Source organism: Acinetobacter genomosp. 15BJ (assembly GCF_000400715.1).
Taxonomy (GTDB): Bacteria; Pseudomonadota; Gammaproteobacteria; order Pseudomonadales; family Moraxellaceae; genus Acinetobacter.
The window spans coordinates 322,702-336,265 of record NZ_KE007346.1 but is presented as its reverse complement, the minus strand read 5'-3'; the positions used below and the strand labels follow the sequence as shown (position 1 = coordinate 336,265).

The 13,564-nt window shown below is 40.9% G+C and carries 17 protein-coding genes; 12 read left to right on the top strand and 5 right to left on the bottom strand.

Annotation, left to right across the window (positions count from 1 at the left end):
* Positions 1–15: 15 nt before the first annotated feature.
* Positions 16–513, bottom strand: a complete 498-nt coding sequence (locus F896_RS15035; protein ID WP_032882069.1) for a DUF1289 domain-containing protein — start codon at positions 511–513, stop codon at positions 16–18.
* A gap of 109 nt (positions 514–622) precedes the next feature.
* Between F896_RS15035 and F896_RS15040 the strand changes: the two genes are divergently transcribed.
* Together F896_RS15040 and F896_RS15045 are read left to right on the top strand one after the other, a co-directional pair.
* Complete coding sequence (locus tag F896_RS15040; protein WP_016162797.1) at positions 623–1,555, top strand: oxygen-dependent tRNA uridine(34) hydroxylase TrhO; 933 nt, start codon at positions 623–625, stop codon at positions 1,553–1,555.
* Positions 1,556–1,699: 144 nt separating this feature from the next.
* On the top strand, positions 1,700–2,323 hold the full coding sequence (locus F896_RS15045; RefSeq protein WP_016162796.1) for a DedA family protein: 624 nt from the start codon (positions 1,700–1,702) through the stop codon (positions 2,321–2,323).
* Between the two features lie 12 nt (positions 2,324–2,335).
* Here F896_RS15045 and F896_RS15050 read toward each other — a convergent pair whose 3' ends face one another.
* Positions 2,336–3,223 carry a LysR family transcriptional regulator gene (locus F896_RS15050; protein ID WP_016162795.1) on the bottom strand — a complete coding sequence of 296 codons (888 nt, stop codon included), beginning with the start codon at positions 3,221–3,223 and terminating at the stop codon, positions 2,336–2,338.
* Positions 3,224–3,324: 101 nt separating this feature from the next.
* Between F896_RS15050 and F896_RS15055 the strand changes: the two genes are divergently transcribed.
* The gene (locus tag F896_RS15055; protein WP_016162794.1) at positions 3,325–3,930 is read left to right on the top strand and encodes a LysE family translocator; all 606 of its coding nucleotides are present in this window, start codon (positions 3,325–3,327) and stop codon (positions 3,928–3,930) included.
* Between the two features lie 137 nt (positions 3,931–4,067).
* Here F896_RS15055 and F896_RS15060 read toward each other — a convergent pair whose 3' ends face one another.
* Both F896_RS15060 and F896_RS15065 read right to left on the bottom strand, forming a co-directional pair.
* Positions 4,068–4,592: a YecA/YgfB family protein gene (locus F896_RS15060; RefSeq protein ID WP_004803148.1), complete on the bottom strand. Its 525-nt coding sequence runs from the start codon at positions 4,590–4,592 to the stop codon at positions 4,068–4,070.
* Between the two features lie 72 nt (positions 4,593–4,664).
* Complete coding sequence (locus F896_RS15065) at positions 4,665–4,871, bottom strand: PA3496 family putative envelope integrity protein (protein WP_004803146.1); 207 nt, start codon at positions 4,869–4,871, stop codon at positions 4,665–4,667.
* Positions 4,872–5,219: 348 nt separating this feature from the next.
* Between F896_RS15065 and rpoD the strand changes: the two genes are divergently transcribed.
* The 7 genes from rpoD to F896_RS15100 all read left to right on the top strand — a co-directional run bounded on the left by rpoD (position 5,220) and on the right by F896_RS15100 (position 12,050).
* The gene (gene rpoD / locus F896_RS15070; RefSeq protein WP_016162793.1) at positions 5,220–7,103 is read left to right on the top strand and encodes an RNA polymerase sigma factor RpoD; all 1,884 of its coding nucleotides are present in this window, start codon (positions 5,220–5,222) and stop codon (positions 7,101–7,103) included.
* Positions 7,104–7,241: 138 nt separating this feature from the next.
* A complete protein-coding gene (locus tag F896_RS15075; protein WP_004669225.1) occupies positions 7,242–7,529 on the top strand; it encodes a YbeD family protein in 288 nt (95 codons plus the stop codon).
* A gap of 56 nt (positions 7,530–7,585) precedes the next feature.
* The gene (locus tag F896_RS15080) at positions 7,586–7,879 is read left to right on the top strand and encodes a DUF3144 domain-containing protein (protein ID WP_016162792.1); all 294 of its coding nucleotides are present in this window, start codon (positions 7,586–7,588) and stop codon (positions 7,877–7,879) included.
* A gap of 53 nt (positions 7,880–7,932) precedes the next feature.
* Entirely contained in the window at positions 7,933–8,586 is a 654-nt protein-coding gene (lipB, locus tag F896_RS15085; RefSeq protein ID WP_016162791.1) for a lipoyl(octanoyl) transferase LipB, read from the top strand.
* A gap of 81 nt (positions 8,587–8,667) precedes the next feature.
* Positions 8,668–9,201: a hypothetical protein gene (locus F896_RS15090; protein ID WP_004652214.1), complete on the top strand. Its 534-nt coding sequence runs from the start codon at positions 8,668–8,670 to the stop codon at positions 9,199–9,201.
* A 1-nt stretch (position 9,202) separates the two neighbouring features.
* Positions 9,203–10,387: an iron-containing alcohol dehydrogenase gene (locus F896_RS15095; protein WP_016162790.1), complete on the top strand. Its 1,185-nt coding sequence runs from the start codon at positions 9,203–9,205 to the stop codon at positions 10,385–10,387.
* Between the two features lie 253 nt (positions 10,388–10,640).
* Positions 10,641–12,050 (top strand): APC family permease, encoded by a 1,410-nt coding sequence (locus tag F896_RS15100; RefSeq protein ID WP_171069638.1) that lies wholly within the window; start codon positions 10,641–10,643, stop codon positions 12,048–12,050.
* Positions 12,051–12,106: 56 nt separating this feature from the next.
* Here F896_RS15100 and F896_RS15105 read toward each other — a convergent pair whose 3' ends face one another.
* Positions 12,107–12,661 (bottom strand): flavodoxin family protein, encoded by a 555-nt coding sequence (locus tag F896_RS15105; protein ID WP_016162788.1) that lies wholly within the window; start codon positions 12,659–12,661, stop codon positions 12,107–12,109.
* Between the two features lie 117 nt (positions 12,662–12,778).
* Here F896_RS15105 and F896_RS15110 point away from each other — a divergent pair, with 117 nt between their 5' ends.
* Both F896_RS15110 and F896_RS15115 read left to right on the top strand, forming a co-directional pair.
* Entirely contained in the window at positions 12,779–13,162 is a 384-nt protein-coding gene (locus tag F896_RS15110) for a winged helix-turn-helix transcriptional regulator (RefSeq protein WP_016162787.1), read from the top strand.
* 15 nt (positions 13,163–13,177) lie between these two features.
* Positions 13,178–13,558 carry a VOC family protein gene (locus F896_RS15115; protein WP_016162786.1) on the top strand — a complete coding sequence of 127 codons (381 nt, stop codon included), beginning with the start codon at positions 13,178–13,180 and terminating at the stop codon, positions 13,556–13,558.
* Positions 13,559–13,564: the final 6 nt, after the last annotated feature.

Here is a 13,564-nt window from a genome sequence, read left to right as displayed (position 1 = left end):
ACACCATCTGATTTCTTAAATCTCATCTTCTTCTAGTTCTAACGCGCGCAACAAGGTATTGCTGATGCCATCGGCACGCAACCAAGCCAATTCATAACTGGCCTTTGCCAGAGCCAGTACACGACGCTCAAATTCATCCCAAATCGGTTTAACTTGCGCATCACTAATCCCCAGCCCACTATCATGCGCCAAATGTTTATTCTTCTCGCAAATTTTCAAAGCATGGTAAAGCTTACGCCCTTTACTGGCACTGTCTAAGACACGGGTTCGCTTATTCTGAATAAAGCCCTCGATATGCTGTATATTTGCATGAGGCAATAAAGGCACCAAGATCTGATCCAGTTGCGCATCTAAGCGCTTCCACACCATCAAACGCTGCTCTGCAGTATAAGTATTCCACTGAATCACTTCATGATTAAAACGGCGACAGCCACGGCAGACCAGATCACCAAATACCGTTGAACAACGCCCTGCACATGGGGTCAATGAAGGGATTCGACGATCATTACTCAAAACCAACTCCTCTAAAACCATATTTATTTTATGGTTTTCTCGCTTATTTTCAGATTTCGCGCTAAAATGTGCGCCTCATTTTTCTATCTTAATACATTTGGAGTTATCCATGAACGCTACTGTAGAACAGCTTGCACCTGTAGAACAGCAAGCGACCAATAATTGGGTTGTTGCGGCACTATATCAATTTAAAGAAGTTTCAGATGCAGCGGATCTGCAACAACGTCTTTTGGACTTAGTGAATAGCATCAATTTATGTGGAACTCTGATTGTAGCGTCTGAAGGGATTAATGGAACTGTTGCTGGCGACCGTGCAGCCATTGATGCAGTTCATCAATTCCTTTTGAACGAAGGTTTTAATACAATGGAATATAAAGAGTCTGAAAGCTCTGAAAAGCCATTCCGTAAAATGAAAATTAAACTAAAAAATGAAATTGTAACTTTAGGTGTAGAAGTCAAGCCACGTGATTTAGTTGGCCACTATCTTGATCCTAAAGAATGGAATGAACTAATTAACCGTGATGATGTGATCCTGATCGACACCCGTAACGATTATGAATATAAAGCAGGCACATTTAAGGGTGCAATTGACCCTAAAACAGAATCATTCCGTGAGTTTCCAGAATACGTAAAACAAAATCTTGAGCAGCATAAAGACAAAAAAATTGCGATGTTCTGTACTGGTGGTATTCGTTGTGAAAAATCAACCTCCCTCCTGCTTCAAGAAGGTTTCAATGAAGTCTATCACCTGAAAGGCGGTATTTTAAAATACCTAGAAGAAACCCCTGCTGAAGAAAGCATGTGGGAAGGTGAATGCTTCGTGTTTGATGGCCGTACTGCGGTGACCCATGGTGTTGAAGAAGGTGAAAACATCAAGTGTCATGCTTGCGGTTGGCCACTAACCAAAGTTGAAGCTGAACTACCAAGCTATGAACATGGCGTATCTTGTGTTTACTGTATTGATAAAACCACAGACAAGCAAAAAGCGGGCTTCCGTATGCGTCAGTCACAAATTGCAGCAGCAAAGCGCAAACGTCTGTAAGCTTAACAAGTCGATTAAAAGCCATAGTTCAACTATGGCTTTTTTATTGTCGTGATAAAAATCATGTAACGATTCACCCCTTGAGCATTGTCCTCCACCTCTCTATGCTAAAAAAAATAATCAAATGAACTATATAAGGGCATTATGGGACTTGAAGAGTGGGTCTTATCAATCATGGAAAAACTGGGGTATTTAGGCATCGCATTTTTAATGTTCCTAGATAATATCTTCCCGCCTATTCCCTCAGAAATCATTATGCCTTCGGCTGGCTATACCGCTTCAAAAGGTGAACTCACCCTGATCGGCGTCATTATTGCAGGAAGTGCTGGTTCAATTTTAGCTGCGATGTTGTTCTATTGGGTCGGTCGAAAAGTACCACAACAACGACTGTTTCAGTTTATCGAACGTTATGGCAAATATTTACGGATTCAGGTCGCGGATTTAGACAAAGCACTGACATGGTTTAACAAACATGGGCATCGGATTGTTTTCTTTGGACGAATGATTCCTGCAGTTCGTTCCTTGATTAGTATCCCCGCAGGGATCAGTCGAATGCCTTTTAGTAAATTTATGCTCTACAGTTGCGCTGGAACCCTCATTTGGACCAGTTTTCTTGCCTATCTGGGCTATCATTTTAGTGAAAATCAGGCACTCATGCTGGCGATTCTACAACGCATCAGCTATCTGATCTTCGCCCTAATCGCCTTATATATCATCTGGTGGGCAATTAAAAAGTTTTACCGATCTAAATCAAATCAGAACCAATAACACCAACAAAGCTTAGGCCAGAGATGAAACTGTGTTAAATCCCAATTGGCTTTTATGCATTTCATCTCTCAACCAGTCTCTCAGCAACAACTTGCGAATATCCTCTTCAAAAGGCTGGGCGGATAATAAATGATAGGCCGAACCATCCGCATAGGCCGTGGTGAGTGGCTCCAGCATCTGATATTTCATTTCTCGTTCAACCATGTAGGCCGAAACCACAGTTGCGCCTAAACCCGCCAAGCAAGCCTCGATGCAGAGATAAAAATGCTCAAGCGAAGATCGTTTTAAATCACTGAATTGCTCTGGATGTCGACGTTTAAACTGTTGCGATAGCTGAGGTCTAGACTTAGAAATAAACAGCTGTGTCATTGCTGCATGATCATTCTTCGCCCGCACTGCAAGCATCTGTTCATCCGCAATTTTTTCACTATACAAGGCTGCGCCCCAATCAAAATCATCTCTTCTCAGCGCCACGTCGATATGCTGTGCAGTAAAATCCACCGCCCCACCACCGGTTAACAGACTCACCTCAAACTCTGGGTAAAATTGCTTAAATTGCGCTAAACGAGGAATCAGCCATTTCATGGCCAAGGTAGGTTCACAAGAAAGTATCAGGTTCTTCTGCGCTTTACTGTGTTGCTGTATTTGCAATACGCACTGTTCGATCTGTTGAAAGACTTGCTGACAGCAATCAAACAGCGCCTCACCTTCCGAAGTTAAACTTAACTTTCTGGCTTCGCGCACAAACAACACCAAACCTAAACTTTCTTCCAAGTTTTTTAGCTGCTTGCTCACCGCACTTTGAGTAATAAATAGTTTTTCCGCAGCAACCGTCACACTTTCATAATGGGCCACGTAATAAAAAAACTTGAGTGAATTCAAAGACAATCGCTCAATCATTCCAAAAACTCATGCATAATAAGAATTAACTTCAATTTTAAATATAGCAAGAATATGAAAAATATAAAAAATCTTTAATGAGTCAGTTTAGGAATAGATGAGTGAATGAAATCATTGCTGTCGGCATCGTCACCCTGCTTGCGGTCATCAGCCCTGGTGCAGACTTCGCCCTTGTGACACGAAACAGTTATCTCTATGGTCGCCATTTGGGGATGTGTACCGCCTACGGCATTGCAATGGGTGTCTGGGTACATATTAGCTATAGCTTGATTGGACTCACTTTTTTACAGCAACACCTCCCCAGTTTAATTCACCTAATTCAATATATTGGTGCAGCTTATTTGATCTATATTGGCTACAAAACCTTTACCCAAGCCCCAATTCTATTTGATGAGAACAGCAATGATATTACTCAGTGGCAGGCTATTAGACATGGTTTTCTCACCAACAGCCTCAACCCCAAAACCACACTTTTTGTCATGAGTATTTATGCACAACTCATGACCACCACCAACAGTCTGCACACGTTAATCAGCTATGGTATTTTTATTTCTGGCAGTCATTTGGCTTGGTTTTGCCTTGTAGCACTTTTTTGTTCTACGCCTTTCATTCGAAATAAAATTCTCTCTCGACAAATCAGTATTAATCGAGTGATTGGTTGTATCTTGAGTACTTTAGGGCTGAGTCTGCTTTTCGCTCATTTTTAAATATTGATCTTTAAACGATCTAAATGTAAAGCAACAACGCCAATAATCGGCCATAAAAAAACGCCTTCTAGAGGCGTTTTAATATTCTATTTGTTTGTCATTCATCAACCGCGATGATCGCAGTATCCGAAGCATCCTTATGCTGGTGTATGGTACATCAAATAAAGTTCATTTAAATTATTTGGAATTTCTTCCGCTAATTCATCCATCAACTGGCCATTACGACGGAAAGATTCCATTTGTGGATCTTCTTCATCAATTCCGCTAAACACCATAATTGGTAATGTTAAATCGATAAGCTGTTCTTCAAACTCAGGCGCAAACCACGCATCTTCATTAAGGAACATGGCGTCAACAAAACCAACACTCCAATCACCTAAGCTCGATTCAACGTCTGCTTCTTCGATTTCAAATGGAAATTCGATTCCATTTTCATTGGCTAAATCTTGACGAATAGACTCCAACCAAAGCTTAACCTGCTCAAGTACTTCAGCAGGAAGTTTCTTTTGATTACTCTCGAAAAGCTCATCTAACCAACGATCGAATTGTGGACCAACTGCAATCGCACACAAAAAGCCATGAGTCGCTGCAAAATCTAGACCATATTCATTTTGATCGCCGTCAAGATAGTTACTTAATAAGTCTAAATCTAACGTGCTCATTCTTTAATCCAATTTTAAAAATACATCGTCAACAGCATAACATTTTCGGACATAAAGTCTTAGCAATTTTGCTTAGTCTTCGTCATCAAGATCATCGTCGTCGAAATCGTAATCAAAATCTTTGAGTTCTCGCTCTAAACGACGTTGCGCCAGAAGCTCATCAATCAAACGGCGCTTTTCTAATGATTCTTTGGCAGTAATTTTTCCAGATGACTCATCAAAACCTGCATCATCTTCACCATAGTTATCATCATCTAATTCAAAATCTGTAGAAGACACTAAGTACCTCTAATGAAAAAATATAAATGGGTCTAGCCGCTATTTATCGGTCTTAGCCAGCCTTGTCAAGTTTTATTTGTTTTTTTTGTGATAAAATGATGTTTTGTACTTTTTTTCGTCAGTTTTTTTGTGTATTTATAATCTAAGAACAATTGTAATTAAAAAACATCTTTAATCAGGATTGACTGCTTGAAAATTTATGACTCAACCCCATATTCAAGAAACGAACGTGAAATCAAAGCTATTTTTTATTTAAAGCAAACGGATCAAATCCAAAACATTCGTCGTGAATTGTGCTATCATGCACGGTTTTTCACCGCCCCAGATTCAACAAAAGAGTAAGCAAAGATGAGCGATATGAATTCCCCTACTTCGCAAGTAGCGGCTCTGATTAGCCGAGGCAAAGAGCAAGGTTATTTAACTTACGCTGAGGTTAACGATCATCTACCAGACTCAATTACGGAAAGTGAGCAGATTGAAGACATCATTCAGATGCTTCAAGACGTTGGTATTCCAGTGCATGAACGTGCACCAGAAACTGATGACACCATGTTTGGTGAATCAACTGAAGCGGCTGACGAAGTTGCCGAAGAAGAAGCTGCTGCCGTATTAGCATCGGTTGAAAGTGAGCCTGGTCGTACCACAGACCCTGTACGTATGTACATGCGTGAAATGGGTACGGTTGAACTTCTTACACGCGAAGGCGAAATTAGCATTGCAAAACGCATCGAAGAAGGTATTCGTGACGTTTTACATTCGATTGCTTACTGGCCAAATGCTGTTGAAGTTGTTTTACAAGAATATAATGACTTTTTAACAGGCGAGCGTCGTCTTGCCGATATTCTCTCTGGTTATTTAGACCCAGAAACTGACGAAGATATTCCAGAAGTTCTTGAAGAAGAAGCTGAGCTTGAAGAAGACGAAGATTCTTCACCTAAAGCGAAAGACGTCAAACTCGATGATGATGACGAAGAAGAAGAATCTGAAGGTGATGATGATTCTGAAGGTGAGTCAGGTCCAGACCCTGAAGTTGCTAAAGTTCGTTTCTCTGAATTAGAAGCTGCTTGGAATGAAACTAAAACGGTTGTAGCGAAGCATGGTCGTGATAGTGATGAAGCAAAAGCTGCGCTTGAAGCGCTTGCTGCTGTGTTCATGATGTTCAAATTTACACCACGTTTATTCGAAATCATTTCAGAAATGATTCGTGGTACACACGACCAAATTCGTTCAAATGAACGTGAAATTATGCGTTATGCAGTACGTCGTGGTCGTATGGATCGTACCCAGTTCCGTACAACTTTCCCTGAGCAAGAATCAAATCCAGCTTGGTTAGACGAACAAATTGCAAAAGCACCTGCTGAAACCAAAGCGCATTTAGAGAAAGTACGTCCTGACGTATTGGCTTTCCAGCAAAAAATTGCAGATATTGAGAAAGATCTTGGTTTAAACGTTAAAGATATCAAAGATATCTCTAAACGTATGGCGGTTGGTGAAGCGAAAGCACGTCGTGCCAAGAAAGAAATGGTTGAAGCGAACTTACGTTTGGTTATTTCGATTGCGAAAAAATATACCAACCGTGGCTTACAGTTCCTCGACTTGATTCAAGAAGGTAACATCGGTTTGATGAAAGCCGTGGACAAGTTTGAATATCGTCGTGGTTATAAATTCTCGACTTATGCGACGTGGTGGATCCGTCAGGCGATCACGCGTTCGATTGCTGACCAAGCACGTACCATTCGTATTCCTGTACACATGATTGAGACCATCAACAAGATCAACCGTGTATCTCGTCAACTTCTTCAAGAAATGGGCCGTGAACCGACTCCTGAAGAATTAGGTGAGCGTCTGGAAATGGACGAAGTTAAAGTTCGTAAAGTACTTAAAATCGCAAAAGAACCGATTTCGATGGAAACACCGATCGGTGATGATGAAGATTCGCATCTTGGTGACTTCATTGAGGACTCAAACATCACTTCACCAGTGGATGCTGCGACCTCAGAAGGCTTAAAAGAAGCGACCCGCGAAGTACTTGAAAACTTGACTGAACGTGAAGCGAAAGTATTGAAAATGCGTTTTGGTATTGATATGCCAACCGACCACACTTTAGAAGAAGTAGGTAAACAGTTTGACGTAACACGTGAACGTATTCGTCAGATTGAAGCGAAAGCGTTACGTAAGCTTCGTCACCCTTCTCGTTCAGAACACTTACGTTCATTCTTAGAAAACGACTAATATTTGGGAAATCTTGTGCTAGACCAATGCATTGTATTGGTTTAGCGCAGGACTTGAAGTTCAACACTTCATCCCCATCTATGTATTAGATCAAAAGCGCCTGCACTGATGCAGGCGTTTCAAATTAAGAGGTTGCTCATGTTAGACCGCACTCCTTCTCGTGAATTGCAAGAACATCTTTGGGTTTTCCCGATGGACTATCCAATCAAATTGATTGGTAATGCAGGGGATGAACTTCGAGTGGCTGTTGTTGATATTTTGCAGAAGCACTTCCCTGAATTTGATGGTGAGACAGTAAAAGTACAGCCGTCACGCACAGGTAAATACCACTCTTTAACTGCTCAACTGCGCTTTGAAGAGTTGGAACAAGTTCATGCCTTATACGCTGACCTTGCAGCCTGTCCTTTAATTAAGACAGCGCTTTAATTAAAAAGTCCAAAATGCGAAAGTGTTTTGGATTTTTTTTGTGAGAATAAAATAAAATGCAAAATATTGATGATGAATTCTATGAGCGAGCGGATCAACACATTCAGTTATCCAATCAGCAAATTACGGAAGAGATAGGAAAAGGGAAAGTAAGTGCCTCTATGCTTTTTGCAACATCCCGTTTTAATGCTTGGATCAGCGCAAGTGGATGGGAAACAGCTGAAGAGCTCGCGAATGCAAAACAAGAAACTATCGAATACTTTCTTGCTGAATATCGCAAAATGCTTGAAGAAAATTTAGATGAATACATCGAAAATTTTGAAGAATACATGTTTATCCCACCTAAATAATGACTTAACTCAAACACTAATCAATTCAAAGCTGCAAAGGAAATCCTGTTGTAATGAATGCTGCAAAACCGACTTTAATCATTCGTTGTTTCAATGATCTACAAGATTACACAACTCGTTTTGAAGCAATGAAAGACTTCACAACCAATCGTGATGAAACCACACCTGATGAGGTTTGGCTGCTTCAACATCAAGATGTCCTAACCCAAGGACAAGCAGGCAAGCCTGAACACATTCTGCTGCACAGTAACCTACCGATTGTACATACCGATCGTGGTGGTCAAGTCACTTGGCATGGCAAAGGTCAGTTGGTTGCCTATTTCCTATTAGACTTGAATCGCTTGAAATGGCATGTGCGTACCTTGGTCAGCTTTGCAGAACAAGCCATGATTGATCTGCTCAAAAAATATAATATCAATGCCTATGCCAAACCAGATGCCCCAGGTGTCTATGTGGATGAACGTAAAATTGGTTCATTAGGCTTTAAAATTCGTCGTGGCCGTAGTTATCATGGTCTTGCCCTGAATATCGACTGTGATCTCACTGGTTTTCAAACCATTAATCCATGTGGTTATGCGGGCTTAGAAATGGTGCGCTTACAGGACTTACTGGCAGATTACCCAAGCTTTCAACAACTCTGTGCCGATTTTGTCCACTATCTGCAAAATATAGATTTCTTTAATGACCTTGTAGTCAAATCTGAATAATTTACTTTTCAATTCAAATAAAATAAATTAGAGTAAATACTCTAAATTAGCTTTTGCATAATTTTAACAAGGGATACGCAAGTGATTTCAACCAAAGCAGTGAAGCCCACGTTGCAATTTGCCTACGTCAAACTCATGATGGATGTTGTGGGTCGTGGCCTCGTGATGGCAAGCCAAGTGGATGATGAAGTACAACAGGAAGTGTCGAAGTTTCCTGTAGGTTTTATCCTTTCAATGAATGTTTTCCCCAATGGACCTGCATTTGTTGCTCGAGTAACCGAAGAAAAACAATTAGAGCTATTGTCCAATTACAAAGGCAAGCCTGATTTAACCATTACCTTCAAGCATTTAACCCATGCATTTTTGGTATTTTCTTTCCAAGAAAGTACGGCACAAGCCTTTGCCAATGACCGTATGATTGCCGATGGTGATGTTTCAAGTGCCATTCGTCTGGTGCGTTGCTTGAATAAAATGGAAGCCCTGATCTTACCTAAGCTAATCGCTTCACTTGCAGTCAAACGCTACCCGGCTGAATTAACATTAAAAGAAAAATTCACGGGTGCAAAAAATATTTATCTTAAAGTCGCAAAATCATATCTCAAACGGAGCGCATAACATGGCTAAGCCTTATTACGAGTTTTTCTGTCCTGTAAAAGTCATTGCTGGTAACGCTGCCTTAGAGCATATCCCATTTGAACTTGCGACACTTGGCGCAAAACGCCCAATGATCATTACTGATAAAGGTGTACGTGCCAATGGTTTACTTAGCCCAATCGAAGCGGCGTTCAGTACCACCGATGCAGTAATTGGTGCGATCTTTGATGATGTTCCACCCGATTCAAGCTTGGAAGTGGTACGCTTAGCAGCAGAACTTTACCGCAAGCAAAAATGTGATGCGATCATTGCGATTGGTGGCGGTTCAGTGATTGACACCTCTAAAGCGACCAATATCTTGGTCTCTGAAGGTGGTGACGATTTATTGCAATATTCAGGTGCACATAACCTACCAAAACCACTGAAACCTTTCTTTGTGATTCCAACCACGTCTGGTACAGGTTCGGAAGCCACCATGGTTGCTGTCGTTTCGGATACGCAACGCAATGTAAAATTGGCTTTTGCTTCTTATTACTTGATGCCACATGCGGCGATTCTTGATCCACGCATGACGCAAACATTGCCACCGCATCTTACAGCCATGACAGGTATGGATGCATTGACGCACTGTGTCGAAGCCTATACCTGCTTAGCTGCTAATCCACTCAGTGATGCCTATGCCAGCGCAGGGATTAAAAAGATCAGCGAAAATCTGTTCAAAGTTTTAGACAATCCAAGCGATGCACAAGGTCGTTTAGAGCTTGCACAAGCATCCACTATGGCGGGGATTGCCTTCTCTAATTCAATGGTGGGCTTAGTTCACTCATTGGGTCATGCGCTCGGCGCAGTTGCACATCTTCCCCACGGCTTATGCATGAACTTATTCCTGCCATACGTACTTGAATACAACAAAGAGATTAATGGCGACAAGATTGGTGAGTTACTGTTGCCACTCGCGGGTGCTGATATTTATGCCCAAACGCCAGCCAGCTTACGTGCTGACAAAGCGATTGCCACGATTCTGGCGATGCGTGATCGTTTATTCAGCTTGACTAAATTGCCACGTACTTTACGTGAAACAGGTAAAATCACTGAAGCACAACTGGATGAAGTGGCAGACAAGGCATTGAATGATGGTTCTATCATTTACAATCCAAAAGAAGCAAACTTGCAAGACATTCGTGCAATCTTACAAAAAGCATGGTAATACATTGAGTTAAATCAAGTATTCCTGCTTAAAGGCCCCGATATTGATTGGATATCGGGGCTTTTTAATTTTAAGTGAATCTTTATTCATCTATTTATTTGCCCAATTGGCAAAAAACTTGCTAAAAAAAGCATAAAAGTACTGACAATTTATAGCGTTTTAGGATAGATTGGCGCACTTATTTTGTTCTGTAGGGGGGATCGTTTCGTCTCAAACGATCCTTAACACTGTAGCTGATCCTTGATCAACGATAATGAGGATAACGCCGTTGACAAATATCTCTGGGACTCAATCGGCAGCTAAACTGCAAAAAACACTTGGTCTCTGGCACATTATTATTATTGGTTTGGCATACATCCAACCAATGACCTTATTCGACACTTTCGGTCTCGTATCAGAAGAAAGTCATCATCATGTTCCAACGTCTTACATTGTGGCACTCATTGCCATTTTGTTCACGTCGTTAAGCTATGGGCACATGATCCGTCGTTACCCTTCTTCGGGTTCCGCATACACCTACGCTCAGAAATCCATCCACCCTAATGTTGGGTTTATGGTGGGCTGGTCATCTTGGCTAGATTATTTACTTTCTCCGATGGTAAATATCATATTAGCAGTCATCTATTTGGAAGCATTATTTCCAAATGTGAATCACTGGATTTGGGTGGTGGTGCTTACTGCATTTATGACGGGTGTTAATTTACGTGGGGCTCGTTTTGTTGCGAACTTTAATAGTCTCATTGTTTTAGTTCAACTTATTGTAATTGCTGTATTTACTTATCTTGTTTATAGCAAGCTGCAAATGGGTTACAACGCTGAAGGTCCGATTACAGCTGAAACGCGCTATCAGCTTTGGAGCTTGCAACCGTTCTGGAATGAATTAACCTCTGTTGGTGCATTAATTACGGGTGCAACCTTACTGTGCTTCTCATTTACAGGTTTTGACTCACTGAGTTCACTCGCAGAAGAAACCAAAGACACAGAGAAAACTTTACCTAAAGCGATTTTCCTGACTGCTTTATTTGCTGGTGTGATCTTTATTATTAGCACCTACTTTATGCAAATTTACTTTCCAAATGACCCAAAAAGCTACTTCCAAGATGTTGCAGCGACTCAACCCGATATTTTGTTATTAGTCGGTGGTTCATTATTCCAGTCTTATGTACTTGCATTTGCAATTGTGACTGTGATGGCATCTGGTATCTCAGCTCACGCTGGTGTATCTCGCTTGATGTATGTTATGGGACGTGATGGTGTTATTAACAAGAAAATTTTTGGTCATATTAGTCCTAAAAATTTCACGCCTTCCTATAACATTATCATTGTCGGTATCGTCGCTCTCGCTGCAGGAAAAATGAGTCTGGATATCGTAATCTCAATGATCAGTTTTGGTGCATTAATTGCCTTTACCTTTGTAAATCTTTCGGTCATTTCACGTTATGCCTTACGTGACGGAAGGACGAAGAATTTCAAAGATATCCTTAACTTTGTCATCATTCCCTTACTGGGTTTCCTCAGTGTCTTTGCCATGTGGTTAGAAATTGAAGATACAGCCTTGAAATACGGTTTGTGGTGGGCAATGTTTGGTATTTTATACCTTGGGTATAAAACCAAAGGCTTCAAATACAATGCTCCACAGCATAATGAATTTGATGATCGTTAAACCGATTAAAAATAAAAAAAGGCGCTGAATGCGCCTTTTTTTATTTTCTATAAATTTTAACCATGCAGCTTTTCAACAATGGCTTTCACACGTTGTGCATAAAGCTTCGCTGTTTCCAAGTCCCCTGTTGGGATCTCATCAGTACTTGCATCTGATGGCGATTGAACCAACAAACCTACAGAGCCACCTAAATTGTTCACATCTTCACGTTTCGCATTTTTGGTATTAGCTGGCAATAATCCCAAGCTCACCCAAATACCACCATGCTGAGACGCCAAAGTTTGTAATTGAATCAAAGTGACTTGCTTATCACCATTCAAACTCGCGCTATTGGTAAAGCCTGCAAAGACTTTATCTTGCCAACCACGGGTAAACCAGATTTTTGAAGAAGCATCAGCAAACTTTTTAAACTGCCAAGGGGTTGCCGCCATGTAAGTTGGCGCTCCAAAAACAATACCTTGTGCCTCATTTAAAGTCTGCCAGTCTTGCTCTGTAATCTCACCATTCTGATCAATTTCAATTAAAGATGCGTCAATCGCACCTGCAAAAGTTTCAGCAACAACTTTGGTATGGCCATAGCCTGAGAAATAAACAACTGCAATTTGTGTCATGAGATAATCCAAAATTTTTCAAAAGTTCGATTTAATGATATATTTTAGAAACTAGGTGTCAATTAGTTACCAGCAGGTAACTAGGGACATGCGATTAGAAGTATGAGGTTTTTAGCTATGAATCAGGCATTAAAATATGATATTTATCAACAACATTGCCCTGCTCGTTTATTTTTTGAAAAAATTGCAGATAAATGGGTATTGCTAATTATCAACACACTTGCAAAGGAAACCCAACATTTTAATCTACTCAAAAAGAGTATTCAGGGTATCTCACCAAAAGTTCTGTCACAAAAACTAAAAATGCTGGAACGAGATGGCTTTATTGAGCGCCAAGTACAAGATACTGCGCCGATTCGGGTGGATTATTCACTCACGACACTCGGTTTAGAGGTGGCAGAAATGGCGTATCAACTCAAAGACTGGGCAGAAAGTAATATTGAGCAAGTGATTTACGCTCAACGACGTTTTGATACGATACAGGAACAAGAACTCCAATAATTCCCTGAGGTGTGTATGTACCCACAACCTTTAATTGCTGTTGCCGATGTCGAGAAAACCAGTCAGTGGTATCAAACTGTGCTGGGCTTAGAAAGTGGGCATGGTGGCAGAGAATATGAACAGTTACTGTTTGAGCAAAGCATGGCGCTGCAACTGCACCAATGGCAAGCCCATGACCACTCAAATATCGGAGACCCGAAACGGGTGATTGGTAACGGCGTTTTGCTTTGGTTTGAAAGTGATCAATTTGATGAGATTGTTAAAAAGCTACAAACTCATCAAGTTGAAATTTTGGAAGGCCCTAAATACAACCCCAACGCGCATCATCGTGAAATCTGGTTTAAAGACCTGAATGGCTATACGCTGGTTGTGGCAAGTCCATACGGCGATATCTAAAGTACG

Bases quoted from the DNA above. Each gene is read 5' to 3' on its own strand.
- F896_RS15040 (WP_016162797.1), top strand. From the start codon at position 623: ATGAACGCTACTGTAGAACAGCTTGCACCTGTAGAACAGCAAGCGACC.
- F896_RS15060 (WP_004803148.1), bottom strand. From the start codon at position 4,592: ATGAGCACGTTAGATTTAGACTTATTAAGTAACTATCTTGACGGCGAT.
- lipB (WP_016162791.1), top strand. From the start codon at position 7,933: ATGAATGCTGCAAAACCGACTTTAATCATTCGTTGTTTCAATGATCTA.
- F896_RS15045 (WP_016162796.1), top strand. From the start codon at position 1,700: ATGGGACTTGAAGAGTGGGTCTTATCAATCATGGAAAAACTGGGGTAT.
- F896_RS15075 (WP_004669225.1), top strand. From the start codon at position 7,242: ATGTTAGACCGCACTCCTTCTCGTGAATTGCAAGAACATCTTTGGGTT.
- F896_RS15080 (WP_016162792.1), top strand. From the start codon at position 7,586: ATGCAAAATATTGATGATGAATTCTATGAGCGAGCGGATCAACACATT.
- F896_RS15050 (WP_016162795.1), bottom strand. From the start codon at position 3,223: ATGATTGAGCGATTGTCTTTGAATTCACTCAAGTTTTTTTATTACGTG.
- F896_RS15100 (WP_171069638.1), top strand. From the start codon at position 10,641: ATGAGGATAACGCCGTTGACAAATATCTCTGGGACTCAATCGGCAGCT.
- F896_RS15095 (WP_016162790.1), top strand. From the start codon at position 9,203: ATGGCTAAGCCTTATTACGAGTTTTTCTGTCCTGTAAAAGTCATTGCT.
- F896_RS15110 (WP_016162787.1), top strand. From the start codon at position 12,779: ATGAATCAGGCATTAAAATATGATATTTATCAACAACATTGCCCTGCT.
- rpoD (WP_016162793.1), top strand. From the start codon at position 5,220: ATGAGCGATATGAATTCCCCTACTTCGCAAGTAGCGGCTCTGATTAGC.
- F896_RS15105 (WP_016162788.1), bottom strand. From the start codon at position 12,661: ATGACACAAATTGCAGTTGTTTATTTCTCAGGCTATGGCCATACCAAA.
- F896_RS15115 (WP_016162786.1), top strand. From the start codon at position 13,178: ATGTACCCACAACCTTTAATTGCTGTTGCCGATGTCGAGAAAACCAGT.